The sequence below is a fragment of the Parabacteroides sp. CT06 genome, assembly GCF_002257605.1.
Lineage (GTDB): Bacteria > Bacteroidota > Bacteroidia > Bacteroidales > Tannerellaceae > Parabacteroides > Parabacteroides distasonis.
Window position 1 is genome coordinate 4,689,601 of the sequence record NZ_CP022754.1, and the last position, 22,249, is coordinate 4,711,849.

The following is a 22,249-nucleotide window of genomic DNA, read 5'->3' on the forward strand; positions in this document are numbered from 1 at the left end:
ATATATCAACCTTCACTGTGAGGAAAGTCCCGGGCTATTAGTACCACTCGGCTCGGACGTCGCCGCCCTTACACCTGTGGCCTATCAAGGTCATCGTCTATAACCACCCTTGAGGGAGATCTAATCTTGAGGCCGGCTTCGTACTTAGATGCTTTCAGCACTTATCCGATCCGTACTTAGATACCCGGCGGTGCCCCTGGCGGGACAACCGGTAAACCAGTGGTACGTCCGACACGGTCCTCTCGTACTAGTGTCAGAGCCCCTCAAATCTCCTGCGCCCACGATAGATAGAGACCGAACTGTCTCACGACGTTCTGAACCCAGCTCGCGTGCCACTTTAATGGGCGAACAGCCCAACCCTTGGGACCTTCTCCAGCCCCAGGATGTGACGAGCCGACATCGAGGTGCCAAACCATTCCGTCGATATGAGCTCTTGGGAATGATCAGCCTGTTATCCCCGGAGTACCTTTTATCCTTTGAGCGATGGCCCTTCCATGCGGAACCACCGGATCACTATGCTCTAGTTTCCTACCTGATCGAGTTGTATCTCTCCCAGTCAAGCGCCCTTATGCCATTACACTCTGCGACCGGTTACCAATCGGTCTGAGGGCACCTTTAGAAGCCTCCGTTACGCTTTTGGAGGCGACCACCCCAGTCAAACTACCCACCATACAGTGTCCTCCTATCTAGGAGTTAGAACTCAAACAACCGAAGGGCCGTATTTCAACGGCGGCTCCAAGGATACTGGCGTACCCCCTTCAAAGCCTCCGGCCTATCCTACACATCGTCTGCCCAAATTCAATGTAAAGCTATAGTAAAGGTTCACGGGGTCTTTTCGTCCCATCGCGGGTAATCGGCATCTTCACCGATACTACAATTTCACCGAGCTCACGGTTGAGACAGTGTCCAGATCATTACACCATTCGTGCAGGTCGGAACTTACCCGACAAGGAATTTCGCTACCTTAGGACCGTTATAGTTACGGCCGCCGTTTACTGGGGCTTCAATTCAACGCTTCTCTTGCGATGACATCTCCTCTTAACCTTCCAGCACCGGGCAGGTGTCAGGCTGTATACATCATGTTTCCATTTAGCACAGCCATGTGTTTTTGTTAAACAGTTGCCTGGACCTATTCTCTGCGCCTCGCCTTACGACGAGGACCCTTTATCCCGAAGTTACAGGGTCAATTTGCCTAGTTCCTTAACCGTGAATCACTCGAGCGCCTCAGTATTCTCAACCCGACCACGTGTGTCCGTTTACGGTACGGGTGCCGCATGGATAAGTTTAGCGGATTTTCTCGGGAGCATGGTTACGTCCATATTACGTTGCGCAAGCGCTCCGTATACTCTCAGGTTCGACTCTCCCCGCGGATTTGCCTACGGGAATCAATATCTACACCCTTCAACCGGCTATTCCGTCAGCCGGCAGGACTGTCACTTCTCCGTCTCCACGTCACTCCATGAGGCAGTATGGGAATATTAACCCATTCTTCCATCGGCGGCGCCGTTCGGCTTTGCCTTAGGTCCCGACTCACCCTGATCCGATTAGCGTTGATCAGGAAACCTTGGTCTTTCGGCGGGGGGGTTTCTCGCCCCCCTTATCGTTACTCATACCTACATTTGCTTTTCCATGCGCTCCAACAAGGGTCATCCCTCATCTTCGACGCGGCATGGAATGCTCCCCTACCATGTCTTGCGACATCCACGGCTTCGGCAGATCGTTTATGCCCGATTATTATCCACGCCAGATCGCTCGACTAGTGAGCTGTTACGCACTCTTTAAATGAATGGCTGCTTCCAAGCCAACATCCTAGCTGTCTCTGCGATCCGACCTCGTTAGTTCAACTTAACGATCATTTGGGGGCCTTAGCCGGTGGTCTGGATTCTTCTCCTCTCGGACACGGACCTTAGCACCCGCGCCCTCACTCCCTGTAAATATATATCGCGCATTCGGAGTTTATCTGGACTTGATAGGCGGTGAAGCCCTCGCATCCAATCAGTCGCTCTACCTCACGATATACTATAAAGAGGCTGCACCTAAATGCATTTCGGGGAGTACGAGCTATCTCCGAGTTTGATTAGCCTTTCACCCCTACCCTCAGCTCATTGGAAAGCTTTTCAACGCTTACCCATCCGGTCCTCCAGTTGGTGTTACCCAACCTTCAACCTGGCCAAGGGTAGATCACTCGGTTTCGCGTCTACCCCCCCCGACTTGGCGCCCTGTTCAGACTCGCTTTCGCTTCGGCTCCGTTCCTCAAGAACTTAACCTTGCCGGGGAAGGTAACTCGTAGGTTCATTATGCAAAAGGCACGCCGTCACGTCATTACGACGCTCCGACCGCTTGTAGGCAGACGGGTTCAGGGTCTATTTCACTCCCCTGCTCGGGGTTCTTTTCACCTTTCCCTCACGGTACTGGTTCGCTATCGGTCTCTCGGGAGTATTTAGCCTTACGGGATGGGCCCCGCTGTTTCACGCAAGATTTCTCGTGCCCCGCGCTACTCAGGATACCACTAGGCTTCGTAAGGGAGTCATGTACCGGGCTTTCACCGTCTATGGCCGACTTTTCCAAGTCGTTCCATTTCCCTTCCTTCTTGCCACGTCGTGGTCCTACAACCCCCGTGTCGCCTAGACGACATGGGTTTGGGCTCTTCCGTGTTCGCTCGCCACTACTTACGGAATCATTGTTTATTTTCTCCTCCTATGGGTACTTAGATGTTTCAGTTCCCCACGTTCGCCTCCCTTACGGGATGGCAGGCCTTCAGCCTGCCGGGTTGCCCCATTCGGATATCCCGGGATCAAGGGCTATTTGCGCCTCCCCCGGGCTTTTCGCAGCTTATCACGTCCTTCGTCGCCTCCGAGAGCCAAGGCATCCACCGTCTGCCCTTGCTTACTTTCTCTCACCTCGCACTTGACGCACGGGTTGATATATCTTAAGCTCGCTCTACTTGTTTCTTCTTTTTGATGTCCAACATGTCAAAGATCCTCTTTCCCTCGCGGGATGTGTGGAGAATAACGGATTCGAACCGTTGACCCTCTGCGTGCAAAGCAGATGCTCTAGCCAGCTGAGCTAATCCCCCTCATTCGGAGTAGTCCCAGGCAGAGTTGAACTGCCGACCTCTACATTATCAGTGTAGCGCTCTAACCAACTGAGCTATAGGACTGTCAACTTTGCCAAGACTTACGTCCCAGCGTCATTTTCTCTCTTTTTGACCGGCCTCCCGGTCTGTAAGATCTATATATAAACATAATCTCAACAGCAGCACAAGGGGATCAATACCTCGTATGACCTCGGTACGGAATCCTGAAGCTCCAGAAAGGAGGTGTTCCAGCCGCACCTTCCGGTACGGCTACCTTGTTACGACTTAGCCCCAGTCACCAGTTTTACCCTAGGCCGATCCTCGCGGTTACGGACTTCAGGTACCCCCGGCTCCCATGGCTTGACGGGCGGTGTGTACAAGGCCCGGGAACGTATTCACCGCGCCATGGCTGATGCGCGATTACTAGCGAATCCAGCTTCACGGAGTCGGGTTGCAGACTCCGATCCGAACTGAGACGTGGTTTGGGGATTCGCTCCCTGTCGCCAGGTGGCCTCCCTTTGTCCACGCCATTGTAACACGTGTGTCGCCCCGGATGTAAGGGCCGTGCTGATTTGACGTCATCCCCGCCTTCCTCGCAGCTTACGCTGGCAGTCCCACCAGAGTCCTCAGCATCACCTGTTAGTAACTAGTGGCAAGGGTTGCGCTCGTTATGGCACTTAAGCCGACACCTCACGGCACGAGCTGACGACAACCATGCAGCACCTCGCAAACGGCTATTGCTAGAAAAGGTGTTTCCACCTCGGTCCGAATGCGTTCAAACCCGGGTAAGGTTCCTCGCGTATCATCGAATTAAACCACATGTTCCTCCGCTTGTGCGGGCCCCCGTCAATTCCTTTGAGTTTCACCGTTGCCGGCGTACTCCCCAGGTGGATCACTTAACGCTTTCGCTGTGCCGCTTACAGTGTATCGCAAACAGCTAGTGATCATCGTTTACTGCGTGGACTACCAGGGTATCTAATCCTGTTTGATCCCCACGCTTTCGTGCATCAGCGTCAGTCATGGCTTGGCAGGCTGCCTTCGCAATCGGGGTTCTGCGTGATATCTAAGCATTTCACCGCTACACCACGCATTCCGCCTGCCTCAAACATACTCAAGCCCCCCAGTTTCAACGGCAATTCTATGGTTGAGCCACAGACTTTCACCGCTGACTTAAAAGGCCGCCTACGCACCCTTTAAACCCAATAAATCCGGATAACGCTCGGATCCTCCGTATTACCGCGGCTGCTGGCACGGAGTTAGCCGATCCTTATTCATAAGGTACATACAAAACGGGACACGTCCCGCACTTTATTCCCTTATAAAAGAGGTTTACGATCCATAGAACCTTCATCCCTCACGCGACTTGGCTGGTTCAGCCTCTCGGCCATTGACCAATATTCCTCACTGCTGCCTCCCGTAGGAGTTTGGTCCGTGTCTCAGTACCAATGTGGGGGACCTTCCTCTCAGAACCCCTATCCATCGTCGGTTTGGTGGGCCGTTACCCCGCCAACTGCCTAATGGAACGCATGCCTATCTATCAGCGATGAATCTTTAGCAAATATTCCCATGCGGGATCCCTGCTTCATGCGGTATTAGTCCGACTTTCGCCGGGTTATCCCCCTCTGATAGGCAAGTTGCATACGCGTTACTCACCCGTGCGCCGGTCGCCACCCGGTATTGCTACCTGTGCTGCCCCTCGACTTGCATGTGTTAAGCCTGTCGCTAGCGTTCATCCTGAGCCAGGATCAAACTCTTCGTTGTTTAAATTGTTTATCATATCCTCGCTCCGGAATCCGTTTATCGTAGTCCAAAGTCATACTCTATTGACGGTATTAATCCGGAGAATCTCTTCTCCAATACTTGTACTACTTGTTGAATTATGTAAATCTCTCAAAGAACTCTTGTCGCTATCGTTTCTCGATTGCGGCTGCAAAGGTAAGGACTTTTTCTTAACCTCCAAATTTTTCGATGAAAAATTTTCAAGTTTTTTTTTCTCAAGCCGATCTCCGGGCGGTTGGAAATTATCGCTTGGCCCAGCCAACCTCATCCCCTACCCAAGGATACCTCCACGTTTCCATCATTTCTGAAGCGCCGTTCTCTCTCGAATGCGGGTGCAAAAGTAATGCTATAAAACATAACCTCCAAATTTATCGGGCATTATTTTGCAAGTTTTTTTTCACGAGGGGGATCGCATACGTTAATAATACGTCGATATCCATTCTTGGCTCATGTGGCCCACCACGTGGCCTAACGTGTCACCACACGCACTTGAAACAAGTGCTCCACGAGTACATTCGCACGTAATAAAAACGATGAACATCATCTTGGCCCCGATAGGAAATCACACAGAAAAAACGGCTTTTAGCTCATGAAATCATGCGAAATGCACTTGGTTTTAGTGCTTTCGGATCACGTAAACGTGGGTAAGGACCCATTATATCGCCCCCCAAAGACCCAAAAAGCCGAAGAGGGAAGAACCACACAAACAACTGTATATCCACATGTTAAGGCATCAGGAAAATTCCCCGGTAAAAATCCTAGGGCGCAAAAGGCGCATCTTTACGCTTTCAAAGAAACATTTTTAGAAAAATAATATTTACATCACTCTACAGACAAGAGGGGTATAAACGTTATTTACAGAAAAAGTTTTAGAAACATACATAAAGATGCGCCCTTTGCGCCCTAACCTATCAGCAACATCCCTGATACGGGATACAAAAAAAGCCAATGGGACACGGCCGCAAAGCCATTGAGACAACACCTCTATCCCATTGACTTTACAAACCTATCCCTTTGAGATACCAACCCTATCCCATTGAGATGCTATTGACAACCGGGCACTTAAAGAACAAAAAGTGAATGCACAACCGTATATTCCTATTCAATGAACGTGAATGCACTACCGCTGAAAGAATACGTCCTTGCCCATTCTCCAAATTGACGATTTCAAATCTGTCCTCTTCCAAGTGCTCCATCTCGATTTTCCCGTCATATAATTTAGGCCGCCCTCTTTTACCTGTAGGCTCTTCCGTGATGAGATAACGGAAATAGGCGTCATCTCTAAATCGGCTGATTACATGAAATCCCATTTCAAATGCGCCATACACAAAGGTGGATTTGGAGAAGTAGGCATCCGCAACCACATAGTTTGCCAGTCGCTGAAGTGTTTCCTTGCGTGTACACGGCACATGTAGATACCAGTCTATTAATGTGTATGTAACTTGCTCCGGTGTTTTTATCGGCGGTGTTTGAACCACTTCCGGATGGAAGCAGGCATGAAAGTCCGATAGCGTTGTTCACCAAAGCGACCATAACGACCCGGTTGAAGGAAATTAATCCGCCCGGGGATAATCAAATATAAAAGTAGGACTTCAAGCATAAACTTCTCACGCCATTTGTTTAGCTTTACCGCTGATTTAAGCAGCACACTATTTATTAGCTCTAAATATTGGTCAAGTTCGTTCAGATTCATTTTTTCAGGATGTGGAAACCCTTAATATAATGAATCGGGAGGACTTGACCTACTTTTTATTTGTTAATTCAAAACTTAACGAACTATTGCATAGGGAAGATCTCCAGAAATTGGCAGAAGAAGATAATCCCATCATAATATTAATGGAATAATTTTTGGTGGTACGAGCGAACTGTGTCAACTAAATATTTTTCATCCGTTGTCATATCCGGCTGAGCCAAATAGACATGAACCTATCATACACGATATACCCATCCGGTTGCCTCAATATAAACTCCTTATCTATTAATATCCTTAAGGAAGTATTCACGTTACTCACCGCCTTCAAATCATACTTTTTGATGAAGGCGGCAGCATTGACCTCCCGGACGATCCCTTCCTTGGCGATCGCTTTCAATAGCTGGGTTTGATTAAATGTCAACAATTGGAAATAAGTCTGGTAGGTATATTCTTCTTCCTGTAGGATCTCCATCATGAGAGAATCAAGAAGCTCCGGAGAAAGTGTTTTTTCCGGTAAAGCGAAGAGACGGTTCAAAAGATATTGCACATACCAAGTATGCCCATCTACCCATGTGTACACCTTATCAAATATTTCTTCCGGAAGCTCCTTCCCTTCCTTCTCGAAGAAAGAATGGGCAAAGGAAAAATACACCTCCTTGCTGATCTTGTCTAAAAATAATTTTGGGGTGGATTGATAGAAGGGGCGCTTGATTGAGAAGAATATATATTCCATCAAGTGCTTTTTACTCCCCGAAAAGATAAAATGAACATTCGGCAAAAATTGAATATAAGAACGCAATAGGCCTTCCACCCCTTTCTCAGGATATTCCATGATTTGCTGGAACTCGTCAATAGCCAGATAACATTCTCTTCCAGACTGCCGCAAGTAGTCGAAAATCTCCTTCAGCGTAGATTGCGAGAGGTTATCCGGCTTACCAACGTGATATTTCTCCCATTATGAAGAGCGGATAAAATCACTTCTGTCTCTTTCTCCCGATCACAAAAATATTCTGGACCTTGATAACCAACTATTAAAAAAGGATTATTCATATTCAGCATCTTATCTGCGTTTCGCAATTCACGTAACGCAAATTACGTAATAAAAAACCAGAATAACAAGTAAACCGACTACTACTTACATATCCCGACACTCACCGACACTCGCCGATTCCCGTTTTTCAGAGGGTCTATCTTTGCATTGTCATTAGTAATTAACCTTTTAAAATTTAAAATTATGGCAGTGAAATTTAAAGTAGTAAAGCGTAAGGTATTGAACGGCGCAGAGAAAGACTCAGTAAAGAACTACGCGATCGCTAAAACGTCGGGGACTTCGGACCTCAACAAATTATGTAAACTGATTTGCTCTCGCTCCACGCTTTCGTCGGCGGACGTGAAAGCGGTGCTCGATTCATTAAACTGGGCGATGGATCTGGAACTGTCCTCCGGCAACGTGGTGCAATTGGGAGAATTTGGTAACTTCCGTATGTCTATTAACTCCGAAGGAACGAATACGCCCGAGGACTTCGACGCCACCAAGATAAAGGGGGTACGTATTATCTTTTTCCCGGGCTCGGCCCTGCGGACTACCCGCAATGAGGTGAATTTCGAGCCTCTGGAGGTTACGAAAAAGAGCGCAGGTTCTGATAGCGAAAGCCCGGACGAGATATGAGAAAAATTGACCTGATCGTGATTCATTGCTCGGCAACCCGTGAGAATACGGATTATAGCCCGGAGCAACTGGAGAGTGACCACAAGGCACGGGGATTCCTCCGTGCCGGTTACAACTTCTACATCCGTAAATCGGGAGAAGTGGTGAACCTGCGCCCGCTAGAGCAAATTCCGGCTCATGCGAGAGGACACAACAAACACAGCATCGGGATTTGCTACGAGGGTGGACTGGACATCACCGGACAGTCACGGGATACCCGCACACAGGCTCAAAAGACCTCGTTGTTACGTTTGATCCGGCATCTCTTAATCTGCTTTCCCGGCTCATGGGTCTGTGGGCACCGGGATCTCTCGGAGGACTTAAACGGAGACGGGACGATCTCGCCGGATGAATGGATCAAACAATGCCCCTCATTCAACGCAATCTCCGAATACAAAGAACTCGTGTATGAGCTACGAAAAAAATAAGTAAAAAATCCATGCTCCCACTAAGGGTTTTCAAATTTGGTTGCGACTATTAGTATAGAAACAACTTAAAATGGAGAATAGCATAGATCATATTATCACAAGGATATTAAGTGGCAACAGCTCCTCGGAAGATTTTCTTTCGCTGAGCGAATGGCTGAACGCAGACGAAAAGAACAAAAAAGAATTTCGGTTGCTAAAGAGTTATTGGGATGCGGAAGTCTCGTTCAGCCATTCCTTAATGCCTAATGTGTCCCTCGATAATTTGAGAAAGAAGATCGACGATCAAAGCAGGCAAAAGAGATTGAGGCTGATCCGTTTCATCGCTACTCCCATTGCGGCGGCAATCGCCTTTCTTGTTCTGTTTTTCGCGACAATACACTTAAATACCCGGGAAGCTAAGGTTCAGCAATTCTATACCTATATAACCGATAAAAATAAATCTCATTTTACGCTAGATGATGGTACGAAGATCATTTTGAACCGGAATAGTCGCTTTACCTACTCTGACGCATACGGTACGGATCAGCGAAAGGTTAATTTGGAAGGAGAAGCCTATTTCGAGGTGGCGAAAAATCCGGAAAGACCTTTCATCGTCGATATGGGAAATGCCTCCATACGGGTATTAGGTACGACCTTTAGTGTAAAAGCCGATAAAGGGAAGGATCAGATCACGGCCGTCCTGCTGGAAGGGTCTATCCGTTTCGAAAGCCCGACACAACAAGTCTTACTCGCTCCCGACCAGCAACTTACATTCATCCGTTCAACGAACAAGATTGATATCCAATCCGTCAACGCAAAAGAAAATCTGGCATGGAAAGACGGCTTGCTAAAGTATAAATCAATAGCGCTTTGTACCTTGCTGAATGAGCTTGAGAAAAGATACGAGATTCCGATCCATATAGAAAACAAGAGATTGCTGGACCCGAATGTCACTGTATCCGGAACATTCAGTGAGGATCAATCTTTAAAGGAGATTTTACAAGTGATCTCTCGTAGTTTGCCGATCAAATGGTCACAAAGAGATGGAACTTACTATATTCAATAAAATAAAAATATCAACACATCTTAAAAAACAAGCAATGCCTATGAGATAACACGGATCCTATCTTTCAAAAAAACAAAACCGGCTGCAAAAATACAGCCGGCCCCATTAAAAAGAATTAATTCCTGCTTCTGCTACTCCACGACCAAATTTTGTGGCAGACGCATATTATCAACCTTTTATCAGTACAAAAATATGGAAAATGTTTCGTATTATAGGTCTTTTAGGTCCAAAGACTTAAAAAAAATGCTCTCGGTCCTAAAAATGTCCTTTATTTTACTTTTCTTGACACTGTTCCAAGCGGTAGCGACTAATTCCTATTCACAATCTGTAACGATTTCCGTGAAGACGGATCAAGCCCCGCTAACCGATCTATTCGCTATTATAGAAAAACAAAGCGATTTCTTATTCTTCTATGTGGATTCTGACGTAAAGAACGTAAAAGTGAGCGTGAACGCAACCGATAAGTCCATAGAAAATATCTTATCGCAAGCACTACGCAACACGAGTTTGAAATATTCGATCGAAGGACGAAATATCAATGTATTTAATAAAAACATTGTTGCCCAACAGACTAAGAAACGCATCACCGGTGTCGTTAAAGACCCAGAAGGAAACGCTATTATCGGTGCTAACGTAGTCGAGAAAGGCACGACCAACGGCACGATTACAGATCTGGATGGTAAATACGTTATGGAAGTATCCTCAAACGCAACTCTCGAGTTCTCTTATATCGGTTACATGACACAGTTGCAACCGGTAGGCGGCAAAAACGAGATCAATGTAAACTTGAAAGAGGACACTCAAAAACTGGATGAGGTAGTCGTAGTGGGTTACGGTACGCAGACGAAACGTGAGATTACCGGTTCTATCACCAACGTGACCGCTGAGGATTTCAACCAAGGTCTGACTCGTAACGCAGCGGATTTGTTACAAGGTAAGGTGGCCGGTTTAACGATCAATACGGGTTCCGGCGACGTAACGGGCAACTCGACGATTCAATTAAGAGGTCTATCCACTTTGCAAAACGACCAAGGCCCGTTAATCGTTATCGATAACGTGCCGGGCATGGACATGTCTACGGTTAATCCGCAGGACATCGAATCTATCTCTATCTTGAAAGATGCCTCTTCAGCCGCTATCTACGGTTCCCGTTCAGCGGGTGGTGTTATCCTTATCACGACTAAGAAAGGTTACGCCAGCAAACCGACCATCGCTTATAATGGAGCGTTCGGTGTATCTACCTTGGCTAACAAGCCGAATCTGCTAACAGCGGACCAATGGCGTAGCTATACTTCCTCTACCCCGGGTAAGGACGGTAAGGATTTTGACATGGGAGCGAACACGGATTGGTTCGACGAGATCACGAGAATCGGTTTCCAACAGGATCATGCCGTGTCTTTATCAGGAGGTGGTTCACACCATAACTATAGAGGTTCCCTTTCTTATATGCAACGTGAAGGTATCGCACGCGATAACTCCATGAACCGTTACAACGCCCGTTTCCAATTCTCCCAACGTGCTCTAGAGGATCGTTTGAAAGTAAGCATCACCGGCGTGGCTACCGTTACAGATAACGCGCCGACCAATGCGACCAATTTCTTACTTGCCTACAATATGATTCCCGTTCGCCCGGTTAAGCTAGAGGATGGATCTTGGTTCGACACACGTGAATACGACCAAGGAAACCCGGTACGTAACCAGAAAGAGAATACACATAAGAACCGCATCAATAATTTCTATGGAACCGCTGATGTCGGTTATACGATTATCGATGGCTTAGAGGCTAAAGTTCTTTTAGCTAAAAGCCGGAATACGGAAGATGAGAGCAAATACAACAGTATCGAGTCTCAAGCCGGTTACAACGATGGCGGTAAGGCCGAACGTTGGTCCAGACTACGTGATAAAGACTTGATGGAATGGACCGCCAATTATTCAGCTGAGTTCAATAAGCATAAGATCAATGCCTTGATCGGTTACTCTTGGGAAGAAGAGAATTATGAGGAGACTCACGTACAGACCCGTGGTTTCGTCACTGATTTATTAGGTGCTAACAATTTAGCCGCGGGACAAAATCTGAATCCGGGAGACGCAGAGTCTCAAAAATGGCAAAGTCGCCTGATCTCTTTATACGCAAGAGCCAATTATAGCTTCAATGAGAAATATATGTTGACAGCTACCGTACGCCGGGATGGTTCTTCTAAATTTGGAACGAATAACAAATGGGGTACCTTCCCTTCCGTTTCCGTGGGTTGGAATATCACCCAAGAGTCATTCATGGAAAAAGTAAACTGGCTTAACGACTTAAAGTTAAGTGTCGGTTATGGTATCACTGGTAATCAAACAGGATTGGACCCCTACAAAACCCTCGAGCTTTACGGCACAGATGGTGTATATTATGATACCGGTTCTTGGCTACCTTCTTATAAAATCAGCCAAAACGCAAACCCAGACTTAAAATGGGAACAGACAGCGATGTTGAACATCGGACTTGATTTCTCCGTATTGGATAGCCGCCTAGGTGGTCGTATCGAATGGTATAACAAAAAGACCTCTGACATGCTTTATACCTATCCGGTGCCAACCCCTCCTTACCTATATAGCGAGATCATGGCTAACGTGGGCGATATGCGTAATACGGGTATCGAGTTGAGTTTGAACGCAGACGCTATCCGCACGAAGGATTTCGATTGGAACATCTCCTTAAACTTGGCTCATAATGAGAATGAAGTGACTCGTCTATCCAACGACGTATTTACAATGGATAAGATCTTATTAGGTGACGTATTCATCCGGGGTGGAAGCTCCAGCGGTACACACGTATTGGAAGAGGGACGCCCTATCGGACAATTCTATGGCTTGGTTTGCAACGGTATCGATGAGAACGGCAGATATATCATGGTAGATAAAGACGGTGACGGCGAGATTTCCGATCCGGCGGATTATGACTACATCGGATCCGCTCAACCGAAACTGACATATGGTATCACCAATACTTTCCGCTACAAGAATTTTGATTTGTCATTCTTCTTGCGTGGAACGATCGGTAATGATATATTGAACGCGACCCGCATGGCATACGCTCAATCCGGATTCTTGCCGGGAACAAACGCATTGGATGATCCATTGACCTATACGTTAAGCGAAACTCCAAGATTCTCCAACTATTACTTAGAGAAAGGTTCTTTTATGCGTCTCGACAACTTGACTTTAGGTTATAAGATCAAAGCATTGAATGGTATCCGTGTTTATTTCACGGCGCAAAACCTATTCGTTATCACGAAATATAAAGGTCTTGATCCCGAAGTTCCTATGGATTCAGGAGACGGTTTAACCCCGGGTGTAGAACCTCGTGAATTTTATCCGAAGGCACGCACATTCTCTGTTGGATTAAACTTGAATTTCTAATACACAAACAGTAACGATCATGAAAAGATTATTCAAAAATATAATATGTGCCGTACTCGCTCCGGTAGCACTTGTCTCTTGCATGGATTTGGACGAGAACGTATACGACAAGCTTCCTACCGACGAATTCGGGACAACAGAAAAGCAGATTAATGCGATCATGGCTCCGGCATACCAATCCCTAAAGAACATGCTGGCTTATGACGGTCCTTGGGGAGCGGCCGATATGACAGCCGATATCTTGATAGCACCGACACGTGTAGGTGGCGACTGGTGGGACGGCGGACAATACATGGAACAATGTATGCACAGTTGGAAACCGAACTCTTACTCCGTGGAGAATTGCTGGACATATTGTACGGAAGGTTTAACCACAGTTAATTCCGTATATAATATTATAGAGAAAAGCGAGGCGATGAGCGATGAACTTAAGCTTCAATACTTGTCTGAGCTAAGAGGATTACGCGCTTTCTGGTATTATGTAATCGTAGATATTTTCGGTAACGCTCCATTAGTGACAGATTTTGAGGATACCTCCTTGCCCTCCATCACGAGTCGCGCGGATCTGTATAAATACGTGGTGAAGGAATTAACCGAGATCATCCCGAACCTGCGTTCCGATGTATCAGACGCCAGCTACGGTAAGTTCACGCAAGGGGCTGCCCGTATGGTATTGGCAAAGATGTACCTCAACGCCGAGGAATGGATCGGCGAGCCGAACTGGAAAGGTGTAGTGGAGCAGTGCGACGAGATCATGAAACTCGAATATATCATCGAGCCGAATTGGAAAACCAATTTCGAGGTTCATAACGAGGTATCACGAGAGATTATTTTCCCGATCTGCTACAAGGCATCTGATGCTTGGGGTAACTCCATTCATCTTTGGACATTGCATTATCTGGATCCCGATGTATTAGGTTTCACCGGCGGTATGTGGAATGGTATCAACGCCCAGCCGGATTTTGTCCGCACATTTGATACGGAAGATCCTCGTTACGAAGGTTCGTTCTTGATTGGCCCGATGATCGACCCTAGCACGGGAGAGATTTTGAAAACGACCCTAGGACATGACTTGATCCATACGATCGACTTAAATGTGGTACCGGGAACTGAGAAAACCGATGCGGATGGTAACTTAACCCCGTGGGGCGAGGTTCACCAAGAAGACGGCGCACGTATCAATAAGTGGGTATATGAGAAAGGCATGCAAAATACCAATATGGAGAACGATATCGCTATCTTCCGTCTGGCCGATGTATACCTGATGAAAGCGGAAGCCTTGGTTCGTATGGGCGGGGATCTCGGTGAAGCTACTCGTCTGGTAAACGCTATCCGGGAAAGGGCTTACGGCAATTCCGATCATAATTACACGAGCGTGACATTGGACGATATCTATAACGAGCGTGGTTATGAGTTGGCATTCGAATTTGTCCGCCGCCAAGATATGATCCGCTTCGGGACTTATCTGAAACCGAGATATATGAAGCCGAAACAGACTCCGGAATATCGTAAGATCTTCCCGATCCCGTTCAAGGCTTGGCAGAAGAACAATAATTTGGTTCAGAACCCGGGATATCCGGCATTCTAATCATATCAGTCTGTTTTTAATATCAATTCTTTAGACCCCAATTCAATTATTAATCATAATATGAACAAATTTATGAAAGAGGTAAATAAACAATCCAGTCCGACTGGAATCTCTAGAAGGGAATTCCTTGGGATGGCAGCTACAGGCGCTGCCGCCCTTACGATCCTGCCCAGCTTTACCGTAGCGGGATTAGGACATGTAGCTCCCAGCGATAAGCTTTATATCGCGAAAATAGGCTGCGGCGGTATGGGAGCCGCCGATTTGGGTAGCTTAATGAATACGCCGCATAAGAACGCGGCGATCACCTGTCTGTGCGACGTGGATGACCGTCAATCTGTCGACGCTCGCAAGACCTATCCAAAAGCTAAGTATTTTAACGACTTCCGTGAGATGTACGAGAAGGAAGGTAAGAACTTCGATGCCGTATGTATCTCCACCCCGGATCATAACCATGCGATCCAAGCTTTCGGCGCTATGCGGATGGGTAAGCACGTATATCTGCAAAAACCGATCGCGCACGATATTTACGAGGCACGTATCCTTACCGAGGCTGCCAAGAAATATAAGGTCGTGACCCAGATGGGTGACCAAGGTAACTCTTGCGACGGTATGCGTACCCTTCGTGAATGGCTCGAGGCAGATCTGTTGGGTGACATCCAGAAAGTATATTGCTGGACCAACCGTCCTGTATGGCCGCAAGGTATTCCTTGGCCGAGCCAGAAGCCTGAGGTTCCCAAGGGATTAAATTGGGACTTATGGGTAGGTACCGCCGAGTATGTGGATTATATCGATAATCTTGTTCCGTTCAACTGGCGTGGTTGGTGGCGTTTCGGTACAGGCGCTCTTGGAGATATGGGTTGCCACATCATCGGCCCTCCATTCAAATTGCTTCAATTAGGTTATCCGACTGAGGTTTCTTGCAGCACGACCAATGTCTACTCCGGTATCTTCGAGGAGGCTTATTATCCTGAGAGTTGCCCGGTAGCCAGCTCGATCCGTTATAAATTCAAGAAGAAAGACGGAAGCGACCTGAATCTCTATTGGATGGACGGTGGTATCATGCCGGAGCGTTTCGAGGAGATCGATCCGGATGCAGACATGACCTGCACGATGGGAGACTTGGATATGATGGACGTAGAAGGCGCAACCGTATTCGTAGGTACGAAAGGTATGGCTTCTTGCGGCTGGGGCGGTTCCGACCCGAGATTCTGGCCAAAGGGACAGAAGGCGAACAAGAAACCGCTGTTCGACAAGGACGTGAACATTCCTCATAAATACAAACGTATCGAAGGCGGCACGAACGGTCATTACTGGGCGTGGATCGACTCTTGTATCGCAGGATACGACAAGGCGGACGTAGAATCACCATTCGAAGGTTACGCCGGTCCGTTGACGGAGACCGTATTGATGGGTAACCTGATCTTACGCAGCTATAATATCCGGGAACAAGTGAAACATAACGACTCGATCTACGGAGAACGCGAGGGCTTTATCTATCCGGGAAGAAACAAAACTTTCCAGTGGGACGGAGCGAACATGCGTATCACCAACTTCGAGCAAGCGAACCAATTCATCAAGCGGAAATACCGCGATGGATGGGAAGATCTCAAGTTATAAAAGCGAACAACAATGGGATGAGACGGGGCACACCCCGTCTCTACAACTAGATAATTTACTTAAATAACTATACAAAGATGAAAAAGATTTATAGCAGTATTATGGCCGTAGCCTTATTCGCATCGGCTCTATCATGTACCTCTGGCAACAATAACAATACGAACAATGCCGGAACGCAAACCGCCCAAACCCAAGCCCTCGATAGCGATGGTATCCCTACGGGAGGCGAGTGGATCACCATGTTCGACGGCAAGACCTTGAACGGATGGCGCGGCTATTGCCGTCAGGATGTACCCCAAGGTTGGGTGGTTGAAGACGGATCGATCACCTATAAAGGTAGCGACAATAAGGCAGACACGGGCTTCGGCGACTTGATCTACGACAAGAAGTTCAAAAATTTCGTTTTCGAGATCGAATGGAAGATCGACAAGGCCGGTAATAGCGGTATCTTCTATACAGCGCAAGAAATTGAGGGTACACCTATTTATTACTCCAGCCCAGAATATCAGTTACTCGACAACGAGAATATGCCGGACGCATGGGAAGGTTGCGACGGTAACCGTCAGGCCGGTGCCGTATATGACATGATTATGCCGGATCCACAACCCGTAAAACCGTACGGAAACTGGAACAAGACGAGAATCGTTGTCTATAACCAACGCGTGATCCATTACATGAACGACGTGAAAGTGCTGGAATTCCAGTTCGGTACACCGGTATGGCGTGCGTTAGTGGATCATAGTAAGTTCAGCAAGTTCAGCACGAGTCCGGAGAAATGCCCGGAAGCTTACGACTTGATGCTACAATGCGGAAAACAACCGGGTTACATCGGTATGCAAGACCACGGTTATGGTGTTTGCTTCCGCAATATCCGAATCAAAGAGCTCTAAAATCGTATGAGAATAGAGATTTGTCAATCTTATGAGGCATTAAGCCTTAAGGCAAAAGAGATTGTTACCTCAGAGTTAGGGCAGCACAAGGCACTTACGCTTTGTGCCGCCACTGGGGGCTCTCCTACCCGGATGTATGAGTTGCTGGTAGAGGAAGCCAGTCGCCAACCGGAATTATTCTCCCAATTCACGGTACTAAAGCTTGATGAATGGGGAGGGATCCCGATGGACCACCCGGGTACGTGCGAGTCGTATCTACGGAACTATTTCGTAGGTCCGCTTCAAATCCCGGAAGACCGGTATATAGCGTTCCAAAGCGATCCGGAGAACCCTGAGGCGGAATGTGAGCGGATCCAACAGATACTGGATCAAAAAGGCCCTATCGACATTTGTATATTAGGAATAGGGATGAACGGCCATATCGCCTTGAACGAGCCGGCTCCTTCCTTGCATACGAATTGCCATGTGGCTCATCTGTCCCAGAAATCCTTGCAACATCCCATGATCGCCGGGGATACGGAGAAACCGGGATACGGACTGACATTGGGCATGGCGAATATCTTTCAGTCACGCCTGATTATCCTTCTTATCAACGGGATAAAGAAAAGGGAGATTACTCAAGCTTTCCTTGAACAGAAGATCTCGACGGAGTTGCCGGCCTCCTTATTGTGGCTGCACCCGAACGTGATTTGCCTGATCGACAGGGAAGCGGCGCATAGTTCTAATTAAGCTTTTACAATTATCATGAAATACGCTATCGCATTAGACATTGGAGGAACAAGCATAAAATATACTCTTGTGAACCAGAATGGCGACATTCTTTACGAATCGTCGGAAACCACACAATCAAAAGAGAATCCACGCCCATTATCCGATACCATAAAAAGTATCGTACGGAAAATGACAGACTACGCCCGTTCCCGGGATTGGGGGATTTACGGAATTGGCATAGGTGTACCTTCCGTAGTAGATAATGGGGTGGTTCTCTTTGCCAATAATCTTCCTGAACTAGATAACCAACAATTGGATCTTGCGTTAGCGGAATTTAATCTACCGGTATTCATCGACAACGACGCAAACCTTATGGGGTTGGGCGAGGTGATATATGGGGCGGCTAAAGGTCTCTCCGATATCGTTTTCCTGACGGTGGGTACCGGCATAGGGGGCGCCTTGTTCTTGAACGGCCGGCTTTATGGCGGCTACCGGAACCGGGGCACCGAACTTGGGCACTTAATTATTCATGGTCTGAATGGGAATCAATGTACTTGCGGAGCGTCCGGTTGCCTAGAGGCACACGCTTCCGTAAGTGCGTTGATCACCTTATATCGGCAATTATTGGAGAAGAACGGACGGGAGATACCTTCCCGTATCGATGGAAAATATATAGTAGAGCGCTATAAAGCTCAGGAGAAAGAGGCCGTACTCGCTATGGAGGATCATTTCCGGAATCTGTCCCTAGGCGTAGCGAGCCTTATCAACATTTTCGCTCCGCAAAAGGTGATTATCGGCGGAGGCATTTCGGAATCCGGAGATTTCTACATTGACAATATACGGGAGCAGGTCGGGAAATACGTGATGAAGGAAACCTCGTACTTCACGACTATCGAGCTTGCCCGATTAGGAAATAAGGCCGGATGCCTCGGGGCGGCGGCATTGGTGTTTAATCATTGAATCTATCTATCATGAATAAGAATAATTGGATCGTACTCCTCATCTTGTGTATTTGGTTTGTCATTTCTTTTGTTACCAATATATTAGGCCCTATGCTACCGATGATTATCGATAGTTTTGGGCTGAGCCTGACATTGGCCGCTTTCTTACCGTTCTCGTTTTTCTTGGCATATGGCATCATGTCGATCCCGGCAGGAATGATCATCGAGCGTTTCGGGGGAAAGATTTCCTTATTGATCGCTTTCAGTCTGGCGTTTTTGGGTGCGGGGCTTTTCGTCATATTCCCGACCTACCCTATCGTATTAACTTCCCTTTTCGCTATCGGTCTGGGCATGGCGATGCTACAGGTGATCATATTGCCTTTGATGCGTGAGGCGGGTGGAGAGAAAAAATATGCCTTTAATCAGGTATTGGCCCAGATCGTATTCGGGGCCGCTTCTTTCATGAGCCCGTTCGTCTTGGCCGGACTTATGCGGAAATTAACCGGTGAGGATTCGGCAAACGACTTCTTCATCCGTTTCCTCAAAGGGATAACGCCGGAGAGCTTACCTTGGAGCTCGCTCTATTTTATCTTTACGATTGTTTTTGTCATCATGTTAGTGGTTATCTCTTATGTCAAATTCCCGAAAGTAGAATTAAAGGAAGATGAGAAGGCGGGAACGGTACAGAATTATAAGGAATTGCTCAGGCAAAAACAAGTTATATTCTATTTCTTAGGGATTATCGCTTATGTGGGAACCGAGCAAGGATTGGCGAATTGGATGAGCCTTTTCTTGAATATGTATCATGGGGTCAGCCCGGAAGGAGCCGGGGCTACTACGGTTGCTTGGTTCTGGGGATTGATGTCCATCGGCTGCTTGTTGGGATTGGTGATCGTTAAGTTAATCGACTCAAAGCTGATGTTACGTATCTTCTCGATGATAGCGATCTTTAATTTAGCGATAGCGCTCTTCGGTCCTACGCAAGTAGCGATTATCGCTTTCGCTTGTTGCGGCTTCTCGATCTCGATCATGTTTTCGGTGATATTCGCCTTAGCCCTTAACTCCGTGGATAAGCATCATGGGGCTTTTTCCGGTATCTTGTGTACGGGTATTTTCGGTGGGGCATTGATTCCGTTCATCATTGGTGGACTTGGAGATCTGATCGGGTTGCGCTATTCCATGTTTTTCCTATTTATCACGCTGGGCTATATCTTGAGTATTTCCTATTGGGCAAAACCATTGGTCAAGAATGAGACCGTCAGTCTTAAGGAATTGTTGAAGCAGTTAAACCGTACAAAATAAATATGTATATCTTTGGCCTATAAAATTATCATCCATGAAAAAAGAATCAATCTACCTCGTTCTGGCATTTTTTATACTTTGCGCTCACTCTTTATATGCGAATAAAAGCGTGCGGTTGGCTTCTCCAAACGGAAAGATCAAGTTTTCCTTGGCTTTGGATAAGAATAGCCCGGTATACAGCGTAACATTTAATAAGCAGACCTTGATCCAAGACTCCCCATTGACGCTGACTTTCGATAATGGGGCGTTCGGGGAAAATGTAAAGATCAACAAACCCGTGTTCAGCACGAAGGAAGAGACCTACGAATTGATCGTCGGTAAGGCGAAACATATACATAGCCTTTCCAAAGAGGTAATCATCCCGCTAGAGGAAACCGTTCAACCTTTCCGCAAGATTAATCTGGTCGTAAGGGCTTTCGATGACGGTATCGCCTTCCGCTATGAGTTTCCGAAGCAAAAAGGATGGGATTCGTATATCATGTATGACGAGGGAACCACCTTCAACCTACAAAGTAACCCGAACGTAACCACTTTATTCCTCCCCAACTACCAAAGTTCCCACGAAGGTAAATATACGGTCACGGATTATGCCGACATGGATAATAAACGATTGATGGATATGCCCGCCCTGTTCTCTTTCCCGAACCATGTTTATATGGCGATTACCGAGGCGGCGGTTCGTGATTACGCCGGTATGTACCTATGGAAAGAAAACGGGGCTCTTCTCGGGAAACTATCACCTAAACTGGGACAAGAACGTATCAAGGTAGAGGCATCCCTACCCCATCAATCTCCTTGGCGGGTCTTGATGATCAGCGATCAAATCGGTTCCTTGATAGCGTCCAATATCCTTACGAATCTCAATGAGCCTTGTAAGATAGAGGATACGTCTTGGATTAAGCCGGGTAAGACTACTTTTACGTGGTGGAACGGGAATGTCGTTCCAGATACGACTTTCCTTGGCGGAAACAATTTCCCCACGAATAAATATTACATTGATTTCGTAGCCCGTAACGGATTGGATTATCACTCGATCTACGGGAACGCCGAGCAAGCTTGGTATGACGAGGATGGAGCCGGATTCGGTTCTCCGGGTCCGAAAGCGGACATCTTGAAAGTCGTTCCGAGCCTCAATATGCAGGAGATTTGCGATTACGCCAAGAGCCAAGGCGTACGTATCCATTTATGGACCAACTGGAAACCTCTGTACGCGAAGATAGACGAGGCTTTCGCCCAATTCGAGAAATGGGGAATCGCCGGCATGATGATCGATTTCATGGATCGAGACGATCAGGAGATGATCCGCATCCAAGAAGAGTTCTTGGCGAAGGCGGCCAAGCATCATCTATTCGTGCAATTCCACGGAGCTTGCAAGCCGTCTGGATTAAACCGTACCTATCCCAACGAGTTCACCCGCGAGGGTACGCTTAATTACGAGCATTGCAAATGGGATAAGGATACCGATGCGGATCATGACATCCATATGCCTTTTACCCGTTTGTTAGCGGGAGCGACTGATTATCATTTAGGAGGTTTCCGCTCTTTGCCGAGAGATAAGTTCAAGAATCAAGAGCGTAACCCTTACGTAATGAGTACCCGCTGCCATATGTTAGCGATGTACGTGGTATTAGAGAGCTATCTCGGCATGATTTGCGATACGCCGGAGGCTTACGAGGGACAACCGGGATTCGAGTTCCTGAAAGCCGTGCCTACGACTTGGGACCAAACAGTCGTTCCGAACGCTTCCGTCAATGAATACGTAACGATCGCCCGCAAAAAGGGAGAGGATTGGTTTGTCGGTACGATCAATAACAGCCAAGCACGCAGTATCGATGTAGACCTCAAGTTCTTGGATAAGGACAAGAAATATAAGATAACGATCTATAAAGATGCTGAAGATACGAATATAGACTCGAACAAACTCGTAAAAGAGGTTGAGGAGATCACCTACAGGGATAAAATCACCCTTCCGCTGGCCTCCGACGGAGGATCAGTCTTTCATATTCAACCCATCTGACGTAACTCATCCACTGCAACCTGGGTTGCGGTGGTACTGCAAGGCTGAT

The 22,249-nt window shown here is 47.2% G+C and carries 12 protein-coding genes, 2 tRNA genes, 2 rRNA genes and 1 pseudogene; 12 read left to right on the forward strand and 5 right to left on the reverse strand.

From position 1 onward, the window contains the following. Positions 1-18 precede the first annotated feature (18 nt). From CI960_RS20550 to CI960_RS20565, 4 genes are all read right to left on the reverse strand, one after another. A 23S ribosomal RNA gene (locus CI960_RS20550) occupies positions 19-2,896 on the reverse strand. Between the two features lie 106 nt (positions 2,897-3,002). Continuing rightward, positions 3,003-3,076, reverse strand: a tRNA-Ala gene (locus CI960_RS20555). A 10-nt stretch (positions 3,077-3,086) separates the two neighbouring features. Continuing rightward, positions 3,087-3,160, reverse strand: a tRNA-Ile gene (locus tag CI960_RS20560). A gap of 152 nt (positions 3,161-3,312) precedes the next feature. Next, positions 3,313-4,837 (reverse strand): 16S ribosomal RNA (locus CI960_RS20565). The 16S and 23S rRNA genes sit together here with 2 tRNA genes alongside, the layout of an rRNA operon. A gap of 607 nt (positions 4,838-5,444) precedes the next feature. On the opposite strand from CI960_RS20565, the gene CI960_RS20570 reads away from it, so the two are divergent. Continuing rightward, positions 5,445-5,669, forward strand: coding sequence for a hypothetical protein (locus CI960_RS20570; RefSeq protein WP_005865070.1), 225 nt, complete (start codon positions 5,445-5,447; stop codon positions 5,667-5,669). 1,081 nt (positions 5,670-6,750) lie between these two features. On the opposite strand, the pseudogene CI960_RS20585 reads toward CI960_RS20570, so the two are convergent. After that, positions 6,751-7,598: pseudogene (locus CI960_RS20585) on the reverse strand (ATP-binding protein). A gap of 184 nt (positions 7,599-7,782) precedes the next feature. Between CI960_RS20585 and CI960_RS20590 the strand changes: the two are divergent. The 11 genes from CI960_RS20590 (at position 7,783) to CI960_RS20640 (ending at position 22,200) form a co-directional block, all read left to right on the forward strand. Further along, positions 7,783-8,217, forward strand: a complete 435-nt coding sequence (locus tag CI960_RS20590; protein ID WP_005860639.1) for an HU family DNA-binding protein — start codon at positions 7,783-7,785, stop codon at positions 8,215-8,217. Next, positions 8,214-8,684, forward strand: coding sequence for an N-acetylmuramoyl-L-alanine amidase (locus CI960_RS20595; protein WP_008778853.1), 471 nt, complete (start codon positions 8,214-8,216; stop codon positions 8,682-8,684). The genes CI960_RS20590 and CI960_RS20595 overlap by 4 nt, the downstream gene beginning before the upstream one ends. A 70-nt stretch (positions 8,685-8,754) precedes the next feature. Then, positions 8,755-9,729, forward strand: coding sequence for a FecR family protein (locus CI960_RS20600; RefSeq protein WP_005860635.1), 975 nt, complete (start codon positions 8,755-8,757; stop codon positions 9,727-9,729). A 261-nt stretch (positions 9,730-9,990) separates the two neighbouring features. Continuing rightward, complete coding sequence (locus tag CI960_RS20605) at positions 9,991-13,134, forward strand: SusC/RagA family TonB-linked outer membrane protein (protein WP_036629111.1); 3,144 nt, start codon at positions 9,991-9,993, stop codon at positions 13,132-13,134. Positions 13,135-13,153: 19 nt separating this feature from the next. Beyond that, positions 13,154-14,722, forward strand: coding sequence for a RagB/SusD family nutrient uptake outer membrane protein (locus tag CI960_RS20610; RefSeq protein WP_005860631.1), 1,569 nt, complete (start codon positions 13,154-13,156; stop codon positions 14,720-14,722). A 72-nt stretch (positions 14,723-14,794) separates the two neighbouring features. Next, entirely contained in the window at positions 14,795-16,339 is a 1,545-nt protein-coding gene (locus CI960_RS20615) for a Gfo/Idh/MocA family protein (RefSeq protein WP_005860629.1), read from the forward strand. A 77-nt stretch (positions 16,340-16,416) separates the two neighbouring features. Continuing rightward, positions 16,417-17,229 (forward strand): DUF1080 domain-containing protein, encoded by an 813-nt coding sequence (locus CI960_RS20620; protein ID WP_005860627.1) that lies wholly within the window; start codon positions 16,417-16,419, stop codon positions 17,227-17,229. A 6-nt stretch (positions 17,230-17,235) separates the two neighbouring features. Then, entirely contained in the window at positions 17,236-17,958 is a 723-nt protein-coding gene (locus tag CI960_RS20625) for a galactosamine-6-phosphate isomerase (protein WP_005860625.1), read from the forward strand. A gap of 15 nt (positions 17,959-17,973) precedes the next feature. Further along, positions 17,974-18,900, forward strand: coding sequence for an ROK family protein (locus CI960_RS20630; RefSeq protein WP_005860623.1), 927 nt, complete (start codon positions 17,974-17,976; stop codon positions 18,898-18,900). Between the two features lie 11 nt (positions 18,901-18,911). Continuing rightward, a complete protein-coding gene (locus CI960_RS20635) occupies positions 18,912-20,183 on the forward strand; it encodes an MFS transporter (RefSeq protein WP_005860621.1) in 1,272 nt (423 codons plus the stop codon). Between the two features lie 34 nt (positions 20,184-20,217). Further along, positions 20,218-22,200: a glycoside hydrolase family 97 protein gene (locus CI960_RS20640; protein ID WP_094582549.1), complete on the forward strand. Its 1,983-nt coding sequence runs from the start codon at positions 20,218-20,220 to the stop codon at positions 22,198-22,200. Positions 22,201-22,249: the final 49 nt, after the last annotated feature.

Excerpts from the sequence above, each read along its gene's own strand:
- CI960_RS20570 (WP_005865070.1), top strand. The coding sequence starts at position 5,445 with ATGAAATCATGCGAAATGCACTTGGTTTTAGTGCTTTCGGATCACGTA.
- CI960_RS20590 (WP_005860639.1), top strand. The coding sequence starts at position 7,783 with ATGGCAGTGAAATTTAAAGTAGTAAAGCGTAAGGTATTGAACGGCGCA.
- CI960_RS20595 (WP_008778853.1), top strand. The coding sequence starts at position 8,214 with ATGAGAAAAATTGACCTGATCGTGATTCATTGCTCGGCAACCCGTGAG.
- CI960_RS20600 (WP_005860635.1), top strand. The coding sequence starts at position 8,755 with ATGGAGAATAGCATAGATCATATTATCACAAGGATATTAAGTGGCAAC.
- CI960_RS20605 (WP_036629111.1), top strand. The coding sequence starts at position 9,991 with ATGTCCTTTATTTTACTTTTCTTGACACTGTTCCAAGCGGTAGCGACT.
- CI960_RS20610 (WP_005860631.1), top strand. The coding sequence starts at position 13,154 with ATGAAAAGATTATTCAAAAATATAATATGTGCCGTACTCGCTCCGGTA.
- CI960_RS20615 (WP_005860629.1), top strand. The coding sequence starts at position 14,795 with ATGAAAGAGGTAAATAAACAATCCAGTCCGACTGGAATCTCTAGAAGG.
- CI960_RS20620 (WP_005860627.1), top strand. The coding sequence starts at position 16,417 with ATGAAAAAGATTTATAGCAGTATTATGGCCGTAGCCTTATTCGCATCG.
- CI960_RS20625 (WP_005860625.1), top strand. The coding sequence starts at position 17,236 with ATGAGAATAGAGATTTGTCAATCTTATGAGGCATTAAGCCTTAAGGCA.
- CI960_RS20630 (WP_005860623.1), top strand. The coding sequence starts at position 17,974 with ATGAAATACGCTATCGCATTAGACATTGGAGGAACAAGCATAAAATAT.
- CI960_RS20635 (WP_005860621.1), top strand. The coding sequence starts at position 18,912 with ATGAATAAGAATAATTGGATCGTACTCCTCATCTTGTGTATTTGGTTT.
- CI960_RS20640 (WP_094582549.1), top strand. The coding sequence starts at position 20,218 with ATGAAAAAAGAATCAATCTACCTCGTTCTGGCATTTTTTATACTTTGC.